Origin of the sequence: Mycobacterium sp. Aquia_213, from assembly GCF_026625985.1 — a bacterium.
Taxonomy (GTDB): domain Bacteria; phylum Actinomycetota; class Actinomycetes; order Mycobacteriales; family Mycobacteriaceae; genus Mycobacterium.
The window spans coordinates 3,623,962-3,645,246 of sequence record NZ_CP113116.1; the positions used below are offsets into that span (position 1 = coordinate 3,623,962).

The 21,285-nt window shown below is 66.2% G+C and carries 15 protein-coding genes; 5 read left to right on the forward strand and 10 right to left on the reverse strand.

The genetic code is table 11. The annotated features are described in order from the left end of the window. Positions 1-181: 181 nt before the first annotated feature. The 4 genes from LMQ14_RS16825 to LMQ14_RS16840 form a co-directional block, all read right to left on the reverse strand. Positions 182-1,645, reverse strand: a complete 1,464-nt coding sequence (locus LMQ14_RS16825) for an HNH endonuclease signature motif containing protein (protein WP_420714527.1) — start codon at positions 1,643-1,645, stop codon at positions 182-184. Positions 1,646-1,655: 10 nt separating this feature from the next. Continuing rightward, positions 1,656-1,925 carry a PPE family protein, SVP subgroup gene (locus tag LMQ14_RS16830; RefSeq protein WP_267730686.1) on the reverse strand — a complete coding sequence of 90 codons (270 nt, stop codon included), beginning with the start codon at positions 1,923-1,925 and terminating at the stop codon, positions 1,656-1,658. Between the two features lie 129 nt (positions 1,926-2,054). Then, on the reverse strand, positions 2,055-3,326 hold the full coding sequence (hisS, locus tag LMQ14_RS16835; protein ID WP_267730687.1) for a histidine--tRNA ligase: 1,272 nt from the start codon (positions 3,324-3,326) through the stop codon (positions 2,055-2,057). Then, positions 3,323-3,985: an MBL fold metallo-hydrolase gene (locus LMQ14_RS16840; RefSeq protein WP_267730688.1), complete on the reverse strand. Its 663-nt coding sequence runs from the start codon at positions 3,983-3,985 to the stop codon at positions 3,323-3,325. Before LMQ14_RS16840 ends, hisS begins: the two co-directional genes overlap by 4 nt. 103 nt (positions 3,986-4,088) lie before the next feature. Here LMQ14_RS16840 and LMQ14_RS16845 point away from each other — a divergent pair, with 103 nt between their 5' ends. The 3 genes from LMQ14_RS16845 to LMQ14_RS16855 all read left to right on the forward strand — a co-directional run bounded on the left by LMQ14_RS16845 (position 4,089) and on the right by LMQ14_RS16855 (position 8,660). Then, complete coding sequence (locus tag LMQ14_RS16845) at positions 4,089-4,985, forward strand: peptidylprolyl isomerase (RefSeq protein ID WP_267730689.1); 897 nt, start codon at positions 4,089-4,091, stop codon at positions 4,983-4,985. A gap of 71 nt (positions 4,986-5,056) precedes the next feature. Further along, positions 5,057-6,883, forward strand: coding sequence for a protein kinase domain-containing protein (locus LMQ14_RS16850; protein WP_267730690.1), 1,827 nt, complete (start codon positions 5,057-5,059; stop codon positions 6,881-6,883). Positions 6,884-6,923: 40 nt separating this feature from the next. Beyond that, positions 6,924-8,660 (forward strand): protein kinase domain-containing protein, encoded by a 1,737-nt coding sequence (locus tag LMQ14_RS16855; RefSeq protein WP_420714528.1) that lies wholly within the window; start codon positions 6,924-6,926, stop codon positions 8,658-8,660. 3 nt (positions 8,661-8,663) lie between these two features. On the opposite strand, the gene LMQ14_RS16860 is transcribed toward LMQ14_RS16855, so the two are convergent. The 6 genes from LMQ14_RS16860 to yajC all read right to left on the reverse strand — a co-directional run bounded on the left by LMQ14_RS16860 (position 8,664) and on the right by yajC (position 16,745). Beyond that, positions 8,664-11,033 (reverse strand): RelA/SpoT family protein, encoded by a 2,370-nt coding sequence (locus LMQ14_RS16860; RefSeq protein WP_267730691.1) that lies wholly within the window; start codon positions 11,031-11,033, stop codon positions 8,664-8,666. Between the two features lie 31 nt (positions 11,034-11,064). Continuing rightward, on the reverse strand, positions 11,065-11,607 hold the full coding sequence (locus tag LMQ14_RS16865) for an adenine phosphoribosyltransferase (protein ID WP_420714689.1): 543 nt from the start codon (positions 11,605-11,607) through the stop codon (positions 11,065-11,067). Then, entirely contained in the window at positions 11,604-13,253 is a 1,650-nt protein-coding gene (locus tag LMQ14_RS16870) for an ABC transporter substrate-binding protein (RefSeq protein ID WP_267730693.1), read from the reverse strand. Before LMQ14_RS16870 ends, LMQ14_RS16865 begins: the two co-directional genes overlap by 4 nt. 5 nt (positions 13,254-13,258) lie before the next feature. After that, entirely contained in the window at positions 13,259-14,521 is a 1,263-nt protein-coding gene (gene secF / locus LMQ14_RS16875) for a protein translocase subunit SecF (RefSeq protein WP_267730694.1), read from the reverse strand. 4 nt (positions 14,522-14,525) lie between these two features. Continuing rightward, on the reverse strand, positions 14,526-16,298 hold the full coding sequence (secD, locus tag LMQ14_RS16880) for a protein translocase subunit SecD (RefSeq protein WP_267730695.1): 1,773 nt from the start codon (positions 16,296-16,298) through the stop codon (positions 14,526-14,528). Positions 16,299-16,385: 87 nt separating this feature from the next. Next, positions 16,386-16,745 (reverse strand): preprotein translocase subunit YajC, encoded by a 360-nt coding sequence (gene yajC / locus LMQ14_RS16885; RefSeq protein ID WP_267730696.1) that lies wholly within the window; start codon positions 16,743-16,745, stop codon positions 16,386-16,388. Positions 16,746-16,956: 211 nt separating this feature from the next. Between yajC and gabT the strand changes: the two genes are divergently transcribed. Both gabT and LMQ14_RS16895 read left to right on the forward strand, forming a co-directional pair. Then, entirely contained in the window at positions 16,957-18,306 is a 1,350-nt protein-coding gene (gene gabT / locus LMQ14_RS16890; protein WP_267730697.1) for a 4-aminobutyrate--2-oxoglutarate transaminase, read from the forward strand. A 19-nt stretch (positions 18,307-18,325) separates the two neighbouring features. Then, entirely contained in the window at positions 18,326-21,160 is a 2,835-nt protein-coding gene (locus LMQ14_RS16895; protein WP_267730698.1) for an RND family transporter, read from the forward strand. Positions 21,161-21,285: the final 125 nt, after the last annotated feature.

The window sequence follows — 21,285 nt, forward strand, 5'->3', positions numbered from 1 at the left end:
CTAGTCCCGCCGCCGTCGGTCAGGCGGGTGCTCAGGACGGGCGCACCAACGGTTCCGCGAAGCGCATACCCGAGACTCATCGCTGCGCTGGTACCGAGCACAGCAAGGGTTGTCCGCCGAGTGAATAGCCACGGGATGAAAGTAGCGCAGCTGAACAATGTCGAGGGCCGTTGAGCCACGGTCAAAATGGTGGCGGGTCGTCGGGCGGGGCGGGTCCGGACCGCGCCATGCGCGCGTCGCGATTTCGCCGGCGTTCGATGGCAATGCGAACGGCGCGCTCTTGGCTGCGGCTGCGCCGGCGCTTGGGCATCATCGCGGTCCGGTCGCCGCAGTAGTTCTCGCGAAGTGGGTCGGCTTCGGGGGCGGGCATGCCGCCGACGGCGCGGCACAGGCTGGGGAACAGCAGTGCACTGCCCGGTGTGGTGACGTGAGTGTGCCCGGCCGGCGACGTCAAAATTACTGTCCCGTCGGGCAACTGCTTGTCGTGCCACCCCCAGAAGGTTTTGACCAGATGATGAGTGCGGCAGTAGCACTTGAGGTTTGACGCATGCGTCGGGCCGCCTTCGGCGTACGGGATCGTATGGTCAAGGTCGCACTCCACTGCCGGCCGGTCGCAACCCGGCCAGCGGCACGTCAGGTCTCGGCACCGCACAAAGTCCTGCAGCGCCCGGGAAGCCACATACCCTGGCTCGGGCGGGGCGTCGGCAGGATGCACGAGCGGCACCAACTTGGCCGACTTAGCCAGTTCCGCAACGAGTTCCGGTGCGATGAGGCCGTCCGCACTCAACTGGGACCCGGGCAACGACCCGCGACCGTCGACGCTGGCCTGCTCGGCGATCACATGAATGACGACGGGCGATGCGGCGGGATGCTTGCCCGCCGCGCAGTCGGGTCGGCCGCACCGGCAGCCCAGCCGATCGGCCGCCACCGCCAGCGCTCCGAGCGCGTCGGCCCGGCGCTGTTCGCGGCCCCGGGGATCGTGTTCACATACCGTGGTAGACAACGCATTCAACCGCTCTTCAAGTGCTCGCGCGTCGGGGGTCAACAGGGAACCGTTGATCTCGGAAATGCCATCTCCGAGGTCGCCGATCCAGATCTCACGGTCGAACTGCCGTTCCCTGCGCCGCCGTACGGCGTCCGCGTCGGCTCTCACGACGATCCTGTCGACCTGCCCGGCCAGGCGACCTTGGGTCATCGATGGCCAACGCGGCACATTGACCGCCAGCTCCGCGTCGACTCGGGCCAGTACCTCGTCGTCGGTCAGCAGGTCGGTGCGATAGACGATGGTTTGAAACGTTCGATAGTCGATATCGCCGGCTTTGAATACTTCCGCGACCTCCGGCAGCCGCTCACGCATCGCGCGGGCGTACCGAAGGCGGCTGGCTGCCAGCCCCTGACTGATTCGCAACGCGGCCGCCAGCTCGGCGGCCACCGCCTCCATGGTGTCGACCGCCCACGCCTCGGTCTCCGCATAACGACATAACCGGAGGCCGAACAGTGCCCCGATAGCCTCGAGTTGAGCGGCCGCAGCGCGGTTTTCGGACCGTGCGGACGAGCAGATGTCATCCACCAGGGCCGCGGATTCATCCAGTGAATCGAACATACATTCGATTATGCCCTCGCGGTCTGACAACGCCTCCGGCATAGCGCCGGGGCTACGCCTCGACGATCTCGTCCTCGCCGACGGCGTGGCGCCCGGTCATCACGCCCATCAGGCCATCCTGGTAGGTGAGTCCCGGCGGCTTACCCTTGACAGCGGGCGGTGGGATTTCGGACTTCGGGGTGGCCTTGGGCCAGGCCGGCGGCACCGAGAGTGACCCCAGCGCGCGCGACGCACCCAGCTCAGTGCACTCCACCCGGACGCTGGAGAAGTCGCGAAACGATTTCACGGTCGGAGGGGTTGTCCCGGTCTCGGCACCTTCCACGGACGTCTCCTTCACCCGGTGGCAGCGATCTTGGACGACCGTACAATAAACCCGGCTAATTGTTTGCGGATCCGTTAAATTTCTGATGACGGCGCATTGAACTGCCGCCGCCGGGGCCGCAGGCGACGACTACACCGCGAAACGCGAGAGAACCTCGGCGACAACCGAATCGAGCGGTACCGACACCTGCTCCCCCGTGGTCAGATCCTTGACGCCGATCGTGCCGGCCTGCAGATCGCGATCACCGGCGACCAGCGCGATGCGGGCACCGGACCGATCGGCGGCGCGCATCGCGCCCTTGAGCCCGCGATCGCCGTAGGCCAGGTCGACCCGGACACCCCCGGCCCGTAGCTGACCGCCCAGCACCGCCAGCCGCAGCTTGGCCGCCTCGCTCAACGGCACCCCGAAGACGTCGCAGCGGGTCGTCTCCCCGACGCTGCGGCCCTCGGCCCGCAATGCCAGCAGCGTGCGGTCCACACCGAGCCCAAAACCGATGCCGGACAGGTCTTGTCCGCCGAGCCGGTGCATCAGCCCGTCGTAGCGGCCACCGCCACCGATACCCGACTGGGCGCCCAGCCCGTCGTGCACGAACTCGAAGGTGGTCTTGGTGTAGTAGTCCAGCCCCCGCACCATCCGCGGGTTGATCACGTAGGGCACACCCAACGCATCGAGGTGGGCCAGCACCGTGTCGAAGTGCTGCTTGGCCCCATCGGAAAGGTGGTCGAGCAGCACCGGGGCGTCGGCCGTCATGGCTTTCACCTCGGGCCGCTTGTCGTCGAGCACGCGCAGCGGGTTGATCTCGGCACGCCGGCGCGTCTCCTCGTCGAGGTCGAGTCCAAACAGGAACTCCTGCAGCAGTTCCCGGTACTGCGGCCGACAACTCTCATCGCCCAGCGAGGTGATCTCCAGCCGGAAGCCGTCCAGACCCAGTGACCGGAACCCGGCGTCGGCGATCGCGATCACTTCGGCGTCCAGCGCCGGGTCGTCGACGCCAATCGCCTCCACGCCGACCTGCTGCAGCTGGCGGTACCGGCCGGCCTGCGGACGCTCGTAACGGAAAAACGGTCCGGCATAACAGAGTTTGACCGGCAGCGCGCCGCGGTCGAGGCCGTGCTCAATCACCGCGCGCACAACCCCGGCGGTGCCCTCCGGCCGCAGCGTCACCGACCGGTCGCCGCGGTCGGCGAACGTGTACATCTCCTTGGACACCACGTCGGTGGATTCGCCGACGCCGCGAGCGAACAGCCCGGTGTCCTCGAAGATGGGTAGCTCGATATCGCCGTAACCGGCCCGCCGGGCAGCGCCGAGCAGGCCAGCGCGCACAGCAACGAACTGCGCCGAGTCGGGCGGAAAGTAATCGGGCACGCCCTTGGGCGCGGAGAAGGACGAGAACTCCGTCATCCGGTCAGGCCTTCGAGGAACGGGTTGAAACGCCGCTCGGCGCCGATCGTGGTGGAGTTGCCGTGGCCCGGCAACACCACGGTGTCGTCGTCGAGCACCAAGAGCTTGTCGACGATCGACGTCAGCAAATCGCGACCGCTGCCGCCGAACAGGTCGGTGCGGCCCACCGAGCGCTCGAACAGGGTGTCGCCGGTGAACACCACATCTTTGTCGCCGGCAACCCGGAAGACCACCGATCCGCGGGTGTGTCCAGGTGTGTAATCGACGTTCACGCTGACATTGCCCAGGTCGATCTTGTCGCCGTCGCGGTCCAGCTCGACCACCTGCTTGGGCTCGCGGAAGAACGCACCCGTCATCAGCTGCGCCAGCCGCGGCCCCATGCCGTGGAGCGGGTCTTTGAGCATGAACCGGTCTTCGGGATGAATGTAGGTCGGGCAGCCGTAGGTGTCGGAGACCTTCTGAGCAGACCACATGTGGTCGATGTGCCCGTGGGTGAGCAGCACCGCGGCGGGGGTCAGCCGATTCTCGTCGAGGATGCGCCGCAGCGGAGCCATCGCCCGCTGCCCCGGATCCACGATGATGGCGTCCGTTCCGGGTCGCTCGGCCAGCACATAGCAGTTGCACTGCAACATGCCGGCGGGAAATCCGGTGATCAACACGATTCCCAGTTTCCCACGGGGGCCACTTGACACCGCTCGCGCCGCCCGCATTAGCCTGAGCCTGCTACCCGCCCCCGCTTACAACCATGGAGGCATACCGGCCGTGCCGACCAACGAACAGCGACGTGCCAACGCCAAGCGCAAACTCGAACGGCAGCTCGAACGCCGCGCGAAGCAAGCCCGCATGCGCCGCGTCTTAGTCATCGTCGGCGGCGCAGTTGCGGCCATCGCGGTGATCGCAGCGGTGGTGATCACCGTGATCAACACGAACAACAAGCACCAGAACACCGCAGCGCCGACGACCAGCAATTCGCCCGCGGCGTCGGGCACGACGACTCCGCAAACCGGGCAGGTTCCGCCCGTTCCGCCCCTGCCGGCGTTCAAGCCGTCGGACACGGTCGGCGCCAACTGCCAATACCCGCCGTCGCAGGACCCGGCCGCCAAGCCGGTCAAGGCGCCGCGCACCGGCAAGGTACCGACCGATCCGGCGCAAGTGAGCGCCAGCATGGCAACCAGCCAGGGCAACATCGGCCTGATGCTGGCGAACAACGAATCGCCTTGCACGGTCAACAGTTTCGCGAGCCTGATCGGACAGAAGTACTTCGACAACACCAAGTGCCACCGGCTGACCACCTCGGAGACGCTGGGCGTGCTGCAGTGCGGTGATCCCAAGGGCGACGGCACCGGCGGACCGGGCTACCAATTCGTCAACGAGTACCCGACCGACCAGTACCCGCCGAACGACCCCAAGCTACGGGAACCGGTGCTCTACCCGCGCGGCACACTCGCGATGGCCAACGCCGGACCGGGCACCAACGGCAGCCAGTTCTTCATGGTCTACAAGGACTCCCAGCTGCCGCCCCAGTACACCGTCTTCGGCACGATTCAGCCTGACGGGCTGGCGGTTCTGGACAAGATCGCCAAGGCCGGCATCAACGGCGGCGGTGAAGACGGAGCCCCGACCAGCGAAGTCACGATCAAGTCCATCCTCCTCGACTAAATGCTGGGCGGCTCGACACGCATTCGTACGATTTACGCCGCGAGCGGCCGACACTTTAAGGTCATTGCGTGGTGACGGAGTCATTCGGACATTACGAGTTGCGTGAGCTGCTGGGCCGCGGTGGGATGGGGCAGGTTTTTCGTGCCTACGACACCAGCACGGACCGGGTCGTCGCGCTCAAGGTGCTGCCCGCACATCTGGCGGACGACGACGAGTTTCAGCAACGCTTCCGGCGTGAGGCACGCATCGCGGCGAGCCTGAGCGACCCGCACATGGTGCCGATCCACAGCTATGGCGAGATCGACGGCCGGCTGTATGTCGATATGCGGCTGATCGAGGGTCGCGACCTGTTGGCCTATATCGCCGAAAGCGGCGGCCGGCTCAGCCCCGAGCGGGCCGTCGCGGTGGTCGAACAGGTTGCCGCAGCACTGGATACGGCCCACGAGGTCGGGCTGATCCACCGCGACATCAAACCGTCCAACATCTTGGTGTCCGCCCGCGATTTCGTCTACCTGATCGACTTCGGCCTCGCCCGTACCGCCGCCGACACCGCGCTCACCCAAGACGGGCACACGATGGGCACGATGGCCTACATGGCCCCCGAGCGCTTCCGGGGCATGACCGATCATCGTGCGGATGTGTATGCGCTGGCTTGCGTGCTCTACGAATGCCTGACCGGGCACCTGCCCTACCCGGGCGACACCTTTGAAGAACAGCTCAACGCGCATCTGAACACCCCGCCGCCGCACGCCTCATTCACCACGCCCGGCGTCCCGCCTGCCCTCGACGACGTGGTCGCCCGCGGCATGGCAAAGGATGTCAACTACCGCTACCAGACGGCCATCGAGTTCGCGGAAGCCGCCAAAGCCGCACTGGCAGGCCACGGCAGCGCCGCACCGCCCAGCCCGCCACCACCGCCGTACCCGCCAACGGCGGCCACCCCGCCACCACCGCCGCACCCAGCCGCGACCCCACAGCCGCCGGCACCGGGACCCAACCCGACGGCCTATCCGCCACAACAACCACCGCAAAAATCGAACAAGACCCTGATCGTGGGCATCGTCGCCGCATCGATCTTCACCCTTGCGATGGTGACGATCCTGGTGGTGTCCCTGGTGGCGAACGGCGATTCCCCCTCGAACAACGCGACGTCCAGCACCGCGCCGCACCCCCGGACCCCCAAACAGGGGCCCGCCTTCGGCGCACCGGGAGCGCCGACGACCTCGGCCAACCCGAACGCGAATGCCGCGCCGCCGTTGCCGGCATTTGCTCCGCCGCCCGACCTGGGCGCCAACTGCCAGTACATGGCCGTGCCCGCCGACTCGCCGGATGCGTCCCCCAAGCCCGTCAACCCGCCCCCGTCCGGCCGGGTATCCACCAGTCCCGCACAGATTCTGGCCACCATTTCCACCAATTTCGGCGTCATCCGCCTGCAGCTCGACAACGCCAAGTCCCCCTGCACGGTGAACAGCTTCACCAGCCTTGCCCGGCAACAATTCTTCGACAACACCACATGCGGCCGACTGACCAACAACACGGAAAGTGTGTCGCTGCTGTGTGGTGGCCCCGACAAGGATGGCAACGGTGGCCCCGGCTACGAATTCGCCGACGAGTACCCCACCAACCAATACCCTCCGGGCGATCCGGCGCTCAGGGCGACGGTGGTGTACCCACGTGGGACCGTGATCATGGCCACCAACGACCCCAACACCAATGGCAGCCAATTCGTCTTCTTCATGCGGGATGCCGAGGCACTGCCGGCATTCACCGTGCTCGGCACCATCGACGAGGCCGGCCTCGCGGTCCTCGACAAGATCACCGCGGCCGGAGTCGCCGGCAACCGGCAAACCGGCCTGCCCGCCTCACCGGTCACGCTCGATTCGGTAAAGCTCGGCTAACAAGAAACCCGTAACGCACCGAACGGCTTATGGTCGTTGGGTGTCGACGGAGGTATTCGGGCATTACGAACTACAGGGCCTGTTGGGGCGGGGCGGCATGGGGCAGGTGTTCCGTGCTCATGACACCGTCACCGACCGTGTGGTTGCGCTCAAGGTGTTGCCCGCGCATCTAGCGGAAGACGACGAATTTCAGCAACGGTTCCGGCGTGAGGCACGCATTGCCGCAAGCCTGAGCGACCCGCACATGGTGCCCATTCACAGCTATGGCGAGATCGACGGCCGGCTCTACGTCGACATGCGGTTGGTCGAGGGTCGCGACCTGGTGCACTACATCGCCGAAAACGGCGGCCGGCTCAGCCCCGAAAAGGCCGTCGCGGTGGTGGAACAGGTTGCGGCAGCACTGGATACGGCCCACGAGGTCGGGTTGATCCACCGCGACATCAAACCGTCCAACATCCTGGTATCCGCCCGCGATTTCGTCTACCTGATCGATTTCGGGCTCGCGCGGACCGCCGCCGACACCGTGCTGACACACACCGGCCACACGATGGGCACGATGGCCTACATGGCACCGGAGCGATTCCGGGGCATGACCGATCAGCGCGCCGACGTGTATGCGCTGGCCTGCGTGCTCTACGAGTGCCTGACCGGACGCCTGCCCTACTCCGGCGACAGCATGGAAGAACAGCTCAACGGGCATCTCAACATCGCGCCGCCGCGACCGTCTGCAGCCTCGGCCGACGTATCGCAGGCGCTTGACGCGGTGGTCGCCCGCGGCATGGCAAAGGATGTCGACCAGCGCTTCCAAACCGCCGTCGATCTGGCGCAGGCGGCCCGGGCGGCATTGACCAGCCCGACCGATACCGCGGCGTGGAGCCCGCCGCCGACTCAACCGCCTGCACCCACACCTCCTTCACCCCAAGCGCCCGCGCCCCGGCCCAAGCCGACGAATTCCCGGCGGACAACCATCGCTATCGTCGGCGGGTCCGTCGTGGTGCTGGCCGCGGTGGTAGCGCTGGTGATCGTCCTGGTGACCCACAGCGGCAGTGGATCCTCAACGGCCACAACGAGTACGGCGGTGAGATTTCCGGTGCACACCAAGGCGCCCCGCCCCGGAACCGCACCGGGGGCGCCGGTGCCGGCGTTGCCGGCCTTTGCTCCGCCACCCGACCTCGGTGCCAACTGCCAGTACCCGGCGACGCAGGATCAGGCACTCAAGCCCGCCAACCCGCCGCCAACGGGGCGGGTGTCCACCGATCCGCCCGTGATCAGGGCCACCATCTCCACCAACGTCGGCGACATCGGCATCGCACTCGACAATGCCAAGGCCCCGTGCACGGTGAACAGCTTCGTCAGCCTGGTAAAGCAGCAGTTCTTCGATGGCACCCAGTGCGGCAAACTGATCACCCAGTCCGACTTCGGACTCCTGCAGTGCGGCGGCCCGGAGAACGAGGGCAGTGGCGGACCCGGCTACCAGTACGCCGACGAATACCCCGTCAACCAGTTCCCCCCGAATGGCCCCGGGCTCAAACAGCCCGTCCTATATCCGCGCGGCACCTTGACGATGGCCAACGGCCTCGCACCCGACACCAACCAGAGCCAATTCAATATGTTCTACAAGGACAGCGTGTCGGAGCCGACCTTCACGATCTTCGGCACGGTCGATGAGGCGGGCCTGGAGACGATCGACAAGATCGTCACGGCGGGCGTTCTCGGCAACACCGACGATGGCCTTCCCGCCAAGCCGGTCACGATCACCGCGGTGCGGCTCAGTTGAAGCCTATGCGGCAGACGTGACGCGGTAGACGTCGTACACGCCTTCGACATTGCGCACGACATTGAGCAGATGGCCGAGATGCTTGGGGTCGCCCATCTCAAAGGTGAAGCGGCTGATCGCAACTCGGTCACCTGAGGTGGTGACCGACGCCGAGAGGATGTTCACCTTCTCGTCGGCGAGCACCCGCGTGACGTCGGACAGCAGCCGGTGCCGGTCGAGTGCCTCGACCTGAATGGCCACCAGGAACACCGACGACGGCGACGGCGCCCAGAGCACCTCGATGATGCGCTCGGCCTGCTGCTGCAGCGACGCGGCGTTGGTGCAGTCGGTGCGGTGCACGCTGACGCCGCCGCCGCGGGTGACGAAGCCCATGATCTGGTCGCCGGGCACCGGCGTGCAGCATTTCGCCAGCTTGCTCAGCACGCCGGGAGCGCCGGGGACCGACACTCCGACGTCGTCGGTGCTGCGCGGGCGACGCAACATCGTTGTGGGCGTAGACCTCTCGGCGAGGTCTTCTTCGGCCTGGTCGATACCACCGAGCTCGGCCAGCAGCCGTTGCACGACGTGGCGCGCCGACACGTGCCCCTCACCGATCGCGGTGTACATCCCGGACACGTCGGTGTAGTGCAGCTCGCGGGCCACCGCCGCCATGGACTCACCATTGACCAAGCGCTGCAACGGAAGTCCGCCGCGGCGGACTTCGCGAGCCATCGCCTCTTTGCCGGTCTCCAGCGCCTCCTCACGGCGCTCCTTGGCGAACCATTGCCGGATCTTCGCCTTGGCCCGTGGCGAAACCACGAACTGCTGCCAGTCGCGCGACGGTCCGGCGTTGGGCGCCTTGGAGGTGAAAACCTCTACGACTTCCCCATTTTCGAGCTTGCGCTCCAGCGCAACCAGTCGCCCGTTGACCCGGGCGCCGATGCAGCGGTGGCCGACCTCGGTGTGCACCGCGTAGGCGAAGTCCACCGGCGTCGACCCGGTAGCCAGGGTGACGACATCCCCCTTGGGGGTGAACACGAATATCTCTTGCACCGCAAGGTCGTAACGCAACGACTCCAGGAACTCGCCCGGATCGGCGGCCTCACGTTGCCAGTCGAGCAGCTGCCGCATCCAGGCCATGTCGTCGATCTCGGTGGCGGCGTGCTGATGCACAACGCCGTTGCGGCCCTTGGTTTCCTTGTAGCGCCAGTGCGCCGCAATGCCGAATTCGGCGGTGCGGTGCATGTCGCTGGTACGGATCTGCACTTCCAGCGGCTTGCCTTCGGGACCCACCACGGTGGTGTGCAGTGATTGGTAGACACCGAATCTGGGCTGGGCGATGTAATCCTTGAACCGCCCCGCCATCGGCTGCCACAACGAGTGCACCACGCCCACAGCGGCATAGCAGTCCCGGATCTCGTCGCACAGGATGCGGATGCCGACCAGGTCGTGGATGTCGTCGAAGTCGCGGCCCTTGACGATCATCTTTTGGTAGATCGACCAGTAGTGCTTGGGGCGGCCCTCCACTGTCGCTTTGATTTTCGACGCATTGAGGGTGTTGACGATCTCGGCGCGGACCTTGGCCAGGTAGGTGTCCCGGGACGGCGCGCGTCCGGCAACCAGGCGAACGATCTCCTCGTATTTCTTGGGGTGCAGGATCGCGAACGACAGGTCTTCCAGCTCCCACTTGACGCTGGCCATCCCCAGCCGATGCGCCAGGGGCGCAATGACTTCCAACGTCTCGCGGGCTTTGCGCGCCTGCTTTTCCGGCGGCAGGAAGCGCATGGTCCGCATGTTGTGCAGCCGGTCGGCCACCTTGATCACCAGCACCCGCGGGTCGCGCGCCATCGCGGTGATCATCTTGCGAATGGTCTCGCCTTCGGCGGCGTTGCCCAGCTCGACGCGGTCCAGCTTGGTCACCCCGTCGACGAGATGGCCTACCTCTTCGCCGAATTCCTCACTCAACGCCTCCAGCGTGTACCCGGTGTCCTCGACGGTGTCGTGTAGCAGCGCGGCCACCAAAGTGGTGGTATCCATACCCAATTCGGCGAGAATGTTGGCGACCGCGAGCGGATGGGTGATGTAGGGATCACCGGAATGCCGCAATTGAGTCGCGTGCCGCTCGTCGGCGACCTCGAACGCCCGGTTGAGCATAGAGAAGTTCGCCTTGGGATAGATCTCCCGGTGCACCGCCACCAGCGGCTCGAGCACGGGATTGAACGCGCTGCGCTGGGCGGTCATCCGCCGGGCCAGCCGGGCCCGGACCCGACGAGACGCGCTGCTGGGGGTCTTCAGAGTTTCGGTCGGTGGCTCCGGGGTGCCCGCCACGTCGATGGGCGGTAGCGAGTCCGTGGGCGGCACAACGGCTTGCGCCGTGCTTTGCTCATCCGCCACGTTGGTCACCTCCGACCTCGAGGATATCCCCTCAGACGCGGCTCAAGGCGTCTACCGCCAAAGGCGCTACCGCCTGCCGACCACCCAGCGCGGTGATTTCCACCAGCACCGCCGCGCCGATCACGTTGGCTCGGGCACGCCCGAGTAAGCGGTTGGCCGCCCCGAGAGTGCCGCCGGTGGCCAGCACGTCGTCGATGATCATGATGCTGGTGCCGCGCAAGTCCAGACCGTCGGCGGGAATCTCGATCGCCGCGGGACCGTACTCCCGGTCGTATTTCTCATGGAGCACCGGCGGCGGCAGCTTGCCCTCCTTGCGGATGGACAGCACGCCGGTGCCGAGCCGGGCGGCGACGGCAGCGGCCACCAGGGACCCCCGTGATTCGATGCCGGCCACCAGATCGGCGCCGCGGGAGATGTCGGCCAGCGCGTCGATCACCGCGTTCATCGCCGTCCGGTCGGCGAAGAGCGGGGTGAGGTCCTTGAACTGGACTCCCCGCTTCGGAAAGTTGGCAACGTCGCGGGTCAACGACGCGATGAGGTCGGCCAAAGCCGCGTCCTCGCGAATATCCGTCACTGCATCAAAGCCCATCGGTCCATGTTCCAACCCGCGCCCCAGCGGGTCGGATTCGCGCTGACTGCGTACATCTTTTTCGACATCAGCAACGTGCGCTGCTGGCGATATAGGGGCAACGTCGGCATATCTCCCCAGAGTACCGGCGCACCCTCGGCAAGCAGCCGAACGCGCTCGGCCGGGTCGCCGGACACCGCGAGCGCACCGATTATGCCGTCGACCTGCGGATTCGCATAGGCGGACAAGTTGTTGCCGTTGCCGCTGTGCAAGTCGTAGGCGTCCATCGACGACGATCCGGTGGACCCGCTGCCGCCGGCGCCACCGGTGCTGGCCAGCAGGACATCGATTTTTCCGTCCTTGAGCGCCTGGGGTCCGGAGGTGTCCAGTGTGACGTTGGAGACATTAATTCCGGCCGCGGTGCACGACTTCGTAATGGTCCCGACGGTGACCGCAAGCCGGGCGTTGGGGCCCTGGTAGCCGATCCGCACCGCCAGCGGTGCACCGCCCAGCGCGGCGCGGGCAGCGACGGGGTCCGCCTTGTTGAACGGGCCGGCCTCGGCGGCACCGTCGGCCTGCGCAACGGCATCCTCGGAGACCGGAGACAAGCGCGAGTTGGCGATCGCGACCCCGGCGTCGTGCGCGATCACATCGCGGGGGGTGCACAGCGCGAACGCGCGGCGGGCGTTGGCCTGCGCCAGCGGTCCCTGCGGGGCGAAGATCAGCTGCTCGATGCCCGCCGCCGCCACATCGGTGCGGTCGTAATTGTCCGGTGTGGCCAGCGTTCCTGACGACCCGGCCGCGACGTCCACGACGTCCACGCTGCGGTTGTTGACCCGGTCCTGGATGTCGGGGGCCTGCGGCGACACCGTGATCCGCTTGGTGATCGCCTTGGGACCCCACCACCGGTCGTTGGCGACGAGCACCACGGCGCCGTCGTCGAGAACGGATTCGATCTTGTAGGGTCCCGACGACGGGAAGCGCTTGAGGATCTCGTCGTGTTTGAGACCGGGCTTGAGGTCCCAGGTGGTGTTCCACAACTGCGCGATCTGCGCGACCGACGACGCGTTATTGCTGAGCAGCGTCGCGGTCACGTCGATATTCAGCTGATCGGCGATGACGTGCGACGGCATCATCGTGGTCGCGGCGAACAGCTGGGTGTAGTCGACGACGCCGCGGTCCGGGATGAACGACACCCGCGCCTTCTTCTGCCCCGGTATGCAATCGATGTTGGCGATGTCGACATAGCCGGCCTGGGTGGCGGCGTCGAATCCGGGAAACCGGCCCGACTGGGCAGCCCAGGCGAGCACCAGGTCGTCGCAGGTCAACGGCTTGCCGTCGGAGTAGACCGCGTTGTCGGCGATCTGGTAGTCGAGCACCAGCGGCGAACCACCTACCACCGAGACGGAGCCGAAGTCGTGGTCGGCGACGACCTGTCCGTCGGGGCCGTGATAGCCGAACCCGGTCAGCGTGCGGGCGAACGCCTGCGCTCCGGCCGACGCGAACCCGACCGTGGTGTTGGCGTTGTAGCTGCTCAGCGGGCCGTCGACGACGTAGTCGATCTGCGAGGCGGCGCTACCGGAACATCCCGTCAGCGCGACCACGACGGCGAGCGGCGCGGTCAGGGCAACGGCCGCGGCCCGCCTGAGCATCGCGGCTACCGCCGACCGGCGTTTCGCTTGCCGCTCGGGCGTCGGGTACCGGTGGGTCGCACGGGCCGCGCACCCGGCGCCGGCTTGTTCGATGTGGGCTCGGCGGCCGCCGCCGTCGCCTTTTTGGTCTCCCGCGTGCTCTCCTGCGCGGTGTCAGATGCGTCGTCAGCGGAGCTCTCCGCCGGCTCCGGCGTTCCCGGCCTGCGTCGTTTGAGGACGCGGCGGGTGTGCGTTCGCACCAGGTCGGTGCGTTCGCGCAGCGTGACCAGCAGCGGGGTGGCGAAGAAGATCGACGAGTAGGTGCCGACCAGGATGCCGACCAGCTGCACCAGCGCCAGGTCCTTCAGCGTGCCGACGCCCAGCAACCACACCGCCACCACCATCAGCGCCAGCACCGGCAGCACCGAGATCAGGCTGGTGTTGATCGAGCGCATGAAGGTCTGGTTGATCGCCAGGTTGGCTTCCTCGGCGAAGGTGCGCCGGTTGGTGTGCTGGAAGTCTTTGGTGTTCTCTTCGACCTTGTCGAAGACGATGACGGTGTCGTACAGCGAGAACCCGAGGATGGTCAGCAGGCCGATCACCGTGGCCGGGCTGACCTCGAAGCCCACCAGCGAATACACGCCCGCGGTGACGGTCAGGTCGAAAACCATGGTCGTCAGCGCGGAGATGGACATGTAGCGCTCGTAGCGCACCATGATGTAGATGCTGACCAGCACCAGGAACACGCCCAGCGCCATCAGCGCCTTGTTGGTGATCTGGTCGCCCCAGGTCTCCGAGACAGCCGAGTCGCTGATGGCCGCCTTGTTCGGCTTACCGTCGGTGCCCTTCGGCTGGAACGCGTCGAACAGGGCGGTGCGCAGCTTCGAGGTCTGGTCGTTGGTCAACGTTTCCGAGCTGATCTGCACCGTTGCCGAGGCGCCGTTGCCGACGGTGACCACCGAAACCGGGTCGTGGCCCAACGTCCTCTTGAAGACGTCCTGCACCTGCGAGGTCTGGACGTTGCCGCGCGGGAACGAGACCGTGGTGCCGCCCTTGAAGTCGATCCCGAAGGTAAAGCCACGCACGATGATGGACAGGATCGCGATGGCGACGATCGCCCCGCTGATTCCGTACCACAACCGGCGCCGCCCGACGACCTCGAACGCACCGGTTCCGGTGTAGAGCCGCGAGAGAAAACTGTGCTGCGGGACCTGCACGGTGGAGTCCGACGTCAGCTCCACCGCACCGTCGCTGGCTTCGGTGAGTTCGGCCTTGCCTTTGGAGGTCATCGCGCTATCCCCGTCCCGTCTTCAGCTTCGACGCAGCCCCGCGTTCGCGGGCGACCTGCTGGACAGCGCCCAGGCCGTTGTACGCGGGCTTTGCCAGCGTCGGAGATTTGGAGGCCAGGTACACCAGCGGCCAGGTCACCAGGAACACCACCACGATGTCGAGGACCGTGGTCAGACCCAACGTGAAGGCGAATCCGCGCACCTGTCCGATCGCCAGGCCGTACAGCACCGCGGCGGCCAGGAAGGTGACGGCGTTACCCGACACGATCGTCTTGCGGGCGCGGACCCAGCCGCGCGGCACCGCGGAGCGGAACGTGCGGCCTTCCCGGATCTCGTCTTTGATGCGCTCGAAGAACACCACGAACGAGTCCGCGGTGGTACCGATACCGATGATCAGACCGGCGATACCGGCCAGATCCAGGGTGTAGTTGATCTGCCGGCCCAGGATCACCAAGATCGCGAAAATCATTGCGCCGGAAGCAGTCAGCGATATCGCCGTCAGCAATCCCAGCACCCGGTAGTACAGCAGCGAGTACAGCAGCACCAGGATCAAGCCGATCCCGCCCGCGATCAGCCCCGCGCGTAACGAGGTCAATCCCAGTGTCGCCGAGACGGTTTGGGCCTCCGACGATTCGAAGGACAGCGGCAGCGAGCCGTACTTCAGCACGTTGGCCAGCTGCTTGGCGGTTGCGGCGGTGAACGGCGGTTCCCCGCCGGAGATCTGGGTGCGCCCACCGGGGATCGCTTCCTGGATCATCGGCGCGCTGACAACCTGGGAGTCCAGCGTGAACGCGGTCTGGGTGCCGATGTGGGCGGCGGTGAAGTCCGCCCAGGTGTTCGCCGCGGCGGGCCTGAACTGAACGTCGACGACGTAGCCGATGCCGCGCTGGTTCATCGTCGAGCTGGCGTCCTGGATCTGATCGCCACTGATGATCGACGGCCCCAGCAGGTAGACGTACTTGTGGTCGGTGGAGCAGGTCACCAGGGGCAGGGCCGGGTCGTCGTTACCCGCCAGAATGTCTTCTTTGTCGCAGTGCGCGGCCTCCCACTGCTGGGCGACCATCTGAATGTAGGGGTTGGCGCTCTGCCGAAAATCCTTCATCACGTGGATGCGGTCGGCGAGATCCTTGCGCGGATCGGGCGGCCCGGGCACCTCGGGCGGCGGTGCGTCGGCGGCCGGTCCGCCGGGTGCCGGTGCCGGGCTGGGCGTCGGCGGGGGGTCCTGCGGGTAGGGACGCGGTTGCGGCGCCGGCCGTCCGGGCGGCGGTGCGGGATGGCCCGCGGGCGGCGCGGGCTGGCCGGCAGGTGGTGGCGTGGGCTGGCCGGCAGGTGGCGGTGCCGACTGGCCGGGCGCCCCGGGCGGGGTGCCGGCCGGGGGCTTGGGTTCGGCGGCTTGGGCCGGGCTCGAGTTGAGCACCGGGCGGATGTAGAGCCGGGCGGTCTGCCCCAGATTGCGGGCCTCGTTGCCGTCGTTGCCCGGCACCGTGATGACCAGGTTGTCGCCGTCGACCACGACCTCCGAACCGGAGACGCCCAGGCCGTTGACGCGCGCGCTGATGATCTGCTGTGCCTGCGCCAGCGCCTCCCGGCTCGGGCGCGAGCCGTCCGGTGTGCGCGCGGTCAACGTGACACGGGTGCCGCCCTGCAGATCGATGCCGAGCTTCGGGGCGGCGTGCTTGTCCCCGGTGAGAAACACCAGCAGGTAGACGCCGATCAGCAAGACGAAGAAAACCGACAGGTTGCGGGCAGGGTGCACCGGCGCCGAAGACGATGCCACTTTCCTTATATCTCCTTGGTAATCGGTTCTTACCCCGACAGAGCCTACGTGCCCGCTTCGCGGAAACCGCTCATCGGACCGGGGTGGTCACTGATCTTTGGTCGCGCGGCTCTCGTCGGCCGGGCCCGGGGCGTCATCGGATTCTTCCAGGTCGTCGTCGTCTTCCTCGAATTCCTCGAAGTCGTCCTCCGGGAGGATCTTGTCGCGGATGGCCAGCTTCATCCAGGTGGTCACCACGCCGTCGGCGATCTCGAGGTCGACGGTGTCGTCGGTGAATGCGACGACGGTGGCCTCCATGCCGGACGTCGTGTGCACGCGATCCCCCGGCTGCAACGACTCCTGCAGGTCGATGGTGGCTTGCATCGCCTTCTTCTGGCGGCGCGACGCCAGGTACATGAACCCGCCCATGATCAGCAGGAACGGCAGGAACAAAAGCAAACTATCCATCGAACGTGCCTGTCTTTCGTATCGGTATCGCTGGGTTTTCGAGGGTCCAGTGTGCCCGTCCAGTCTGGCAGCCCCGAGGTCGCAGCGAATCGGCACCTGCGCGGACCGCCCGGACCGGCGCTGCAGCCGAGTCCTCGGCACGCGCCAAGACCACTGGAACAGATAGGCTTTCAGCGCGACGCGACCCGCGTGTCGCCGGGAGGAGGACGTCGTGGCCAGCCTCGAACAGACCCGCCAGCTGGTTACCGAAATCCCCGGTCCCCGGTCGCTGGAGCTGAACAAGCGCCGCACCTCGGCGGTGTCCCACGGCGTGGGCGTCACCCTCCCCGTGTTCGTCGCCCGCGCCGGCGGCGGCATCGTCGAGGACGTCGACGGGAACCGGCTCATCGACCTGGGCTCCGGCATCGCCGTCACCACGATCGGCAACTCCTCGCCGCGGGTGGTCGACGCGGTGCGCGAACAGGTCGCCGAGTTCACCCACACCTGCTTCATGGTCACGCCGTACGAGTCCTACATCGAGGTCGCCGAAGAGCTGAACCGGATCACCCCAGGCTCGGGCGAGAAGCGTTCGGTGCTGTTCAATTCCGGGGCCGAGGCCGTCGAGAACGCCATCAAGATCGCGCGCTCCTACACCCGCAAACCCGCCGTCGTGGCCTTCGACCACGCCTATCACGGCCGCACCAACATGACGATGGCGCTGACGGCGAAGTCGATGCCGTACAAGAGCGGCTTCGGCCCGTTCGCGCCGGAGATCTACCGGGCGCCGATGTCCTACCCGTACCGCGATGGCCTGCTCGACAAGGACCTGGCCACCGACGGCGAGCTGGCCGCCGCGCGGGCGATCGGCATCTTCGAGAAGCAGGTCGGCGCCGCCAACCTGGCCGCCGTCATCATCGAGCCCATCCAGGGCGAGGGCGGATTCATCGTCCCGGCCGAGGGCTTCCTGCCGGCGCTGGTGGACTGGTGCCACAAGAACAATGTGGTGTTCATCGCCGACGAGGTGCAAAGCGGCTTCGCGCGCACCGGGGCGATGTTCGCCTGCGAACACGAGGGCCCCAATGGTCTAGAGCCCGACCTGATCTGCACCGCCAAGGGCATCGCCGGCGGGCTGCCGCTTTCGGCGGTGACGGGCCGGGCCGAGATCATGGACGCCCCGCACGTCAGCGGCCTGGGCGGCACCTTCGGCGGCAACCCCGTTGCCTGCGCGGCGGCCCTGGCCAGCATCGAGACCATCGAGAACGACGGGCTGATCGAGCGCGCCCAGCAGATCGAGCGCCTGACCACCGACGTGCTGCTGCGGATGCAGGCCGGCGACGACCGGATCGGCGACGTGCGCGGCCGCGGCGCCATGATCGCCGTCGAGCTGGTCAAGTCCGGCACCAGCGACCCCGACGCCGAGCTGACCAACAAGCTGGCCACCGCGGCCGGCGCCGCCGGAGTCATCGTGCTGACCTGCGGCATGTTCGGCAATGTCATCCGGCTGTTGCCGCCGCTGACCATCAGCGACGAGCTGCTTACCGAGGGCCTCGAGGTCCTGCGCCTGCTGCTGGCCGACCTGTAGAGCGGGTCAGGGTCCAGTCATGGCCCGGATGATCCACCGGTTCGCGGTGCCCATCATCTTGGGCTGGCTGGGAGTTGTCGTCGTCCTCAGTGTCGCCGTCCCGCAGCTCGAAGCGGTCGCGGAACAACACTCGATCTCGCTGGTACCCAAGGACGCACCTTCATACCGGGCGACGAAGCACATCGGCACGGTGTTCAAGGAAGGAAACTCGGACAGTTCCGCGGTGATCGTCCTGGAGGATGATCACCGCCTCGACGACGCGGCCCACACGTACTACGACGGGCTGATTCGCAAGTTGCGGGCCGATCCGATGCACGTGCAGAGCATCCAGGACTTCTGGGGAGATCCACTCACCGCCGCGGGCGCGCAAAGCAATGACGGCAAAGCCGCACTGGTTCAGGTGAATCTTGCGGGTAATCAAGGCGAGTTACGGGCCACCGAATCCATCGAAGCCGTCCGCAGGATCGTCGGCGGTTCGCCCGCACCGCCCGGGCTAACGGTGGGGATCACCGGGGTTGCGGCGTTCGCTTCGGATTTGAAACACAGTGGCGACGCATCGATGCTCAAGCTGACTTTGACCACGGTTGCCGTGGTCTTTTTCATTCTGCTGTTCGTCTACCGTTCGATCGTCACCGTGATCCTGCTGCTGGTCACGGTCGGAGTCGAATTGGCCGCGGCGCGCGGCGCCGTCGCTCTTGTGGTGCACAACAGCGCCCTGGGCCTCACTCCATTCGCGGTCAGTCTGCTCACCTCGCTGGCCATCGCGGCGGGAACCGACTACGGGATCTTCATCGTCGGGCGCTACCAGGAAGCCCGGCAGGCCGGCGAGGACCCCGAAGCCGCGTTCTACACGATGTATCGCGGAACCGCGCACGTCATCATCGGTTCCGGATTGACGATCGCCGGGGCGATTTTCTGCCTCGCCTTCGCCCGAATGCCGTCGTTCCAAACCCTGGGCGTGCCCTGCGGGGTGGGGATCGTCGTCACGACGGCGGTCGCGCTCACGCTGGGGCCGGCGGTGCTGACCGTGGGCAGCCGGTTCGGCCTGTTCGAGCCCAAACGGGTCGTCCAGGTCGGTCGGTGGCGGCGAATCGGCACGGCGACCGTGCGCTGGCCCGCACCGATTCTCGCCGCGACACTGACGGTCGCGCTGGTCGGGCTGCTCGCACTGCCGGGATACCGGGCCAGCTACGACGACCGCGTGTATCTGCCCGCGGCCATCCCGGCCAACAAGGGATTCGCGGCCGTGGCACGCCATTTCTCGCAGGCGCAGATGAAGCCCGAGGTTTTGATGATCGAAACGGACCATGATATGCGAAATCCGGCGGATTTCCTGGTCCTGAATAAGCTGGCAAAGGCCGTGCTCGCCGTCCCGGGTATTTGGCGGGTCAAAGCGATAACCCGACCCAGTGGACTGCCGTTGGAACACGCCACTCTGCCATTTCAGATCAGTTTACGAAATGCCGCGATGCTGCAAACGATGAAGCAGCAGCAAGACCGGATGAAAGACCTGCTGTCCCAGGCCGACGAGATCGCGAAGACCATCGACATCACCCAGCGCCTGTATGACCTGATGCAGCAGCTCGCTGACACGACGCATCACCTCACTGTCAACACCCATGACACCGTGGCGATCACGACCGAGTTGCGGGACAACATTTCGGGATTCGACGATTTCTTGCGGCCGATCCGAAGTTACTTCTACTGGGAGAAGCACTGTTTCGACATTCCCATCTGCTGGTCGGTGCGGTCGCTGTTCGATTCCTTCGACGGTATTGACGAGATCAGCGACAAACTGGCCGAACTGGCAACAGACCTCGATCGCGTCGACGTGCTGATGCCGCGGCTGAATGCCGAACTACCCGTGATGATTTCGACCATGCAGACGTTGCGGACCATGATGCTGACCATGCACAGCACCATGTCGGGCGTGCTGGCCCAGATGAACCAACTGGGCGAGAACCCGACCGCGATGGCGCACGCTTTCGACACCGCCAGGGACGACGACTCGTTCTACCTGCCACCGGCGGTCTTTGAGAACAAGGACTTTCGGCGGGCGATGGATGGTTTCGTGTCGCCGGATGGGCACGCGGCCCGCTTCATCATCGAGCACCGGGAAGATCCGGCGACGGTCGAGGGTATCGCGCGGATCGAACCGATTCGGACGGCCGCCGAGGAGTCGCTCAAAACGACTCCGCTGTCGGGTAGCGGGATCTATCTGGCCGGAACCGCGGCCACCTTGAAGGACACTTCCTCGGGAGCCAGGTGGGATCTGCTGATCGCGGGAACGTCATCTCTTTGTCTCATTTTCATTATCATGCTGGTTCTGACCCGCGCCTTTGTTGCCGCCTTCGTAATTGTCGGCACGGTGGCACTTTCACTGGGCGCTTCCTTTGGGCTATCCGTGCTGTTCTGGCAATATCTGATGAGTTTCCCGTTGTATTGGCTCGTGGTCGTGACATCCGTCATCGTGCTGTTGGCCGTGGGATCCGATTACAACCTGCTGCTGGTTTCCCGATTTAAAGAGGAGATCGACGCCGGATTGAATACCGGCATCATTCGCGCGATGGGTGGCACCGGCAAGGTCGTGACCAATGCGGGCCTGGTGTTCGCGTTCACGATGGCATCGATGATCGTCAGCGATCTACGTGCCATCGGCCAGATCGGCACCACGATCGGTATCGGCCTGCTCTTCGACACACTGCTGGTTCGCGCGTTGATGACGCCATCCATCGCGGCCCTGCTGGGACGCTGGTTCTGGTGGCCCTTGAGCGTGCGCAACCGACCCGCCAGCGCGCTACTTCGGCCGTTCGGCGCGCGATCGTCGGTCCGTGCCCTGGTGCACAGCGAGTGACCAACCCGAAGGTCCGGCTTTTCGCAACCGGGGGTGGGCGATTTCACAGCGAAGCCCCAGGTAAAAACCATTGAGGAATACCTTTAGCTTCGCTAACGTTCTAAGTATCAGCGCAGCGTCGCGCC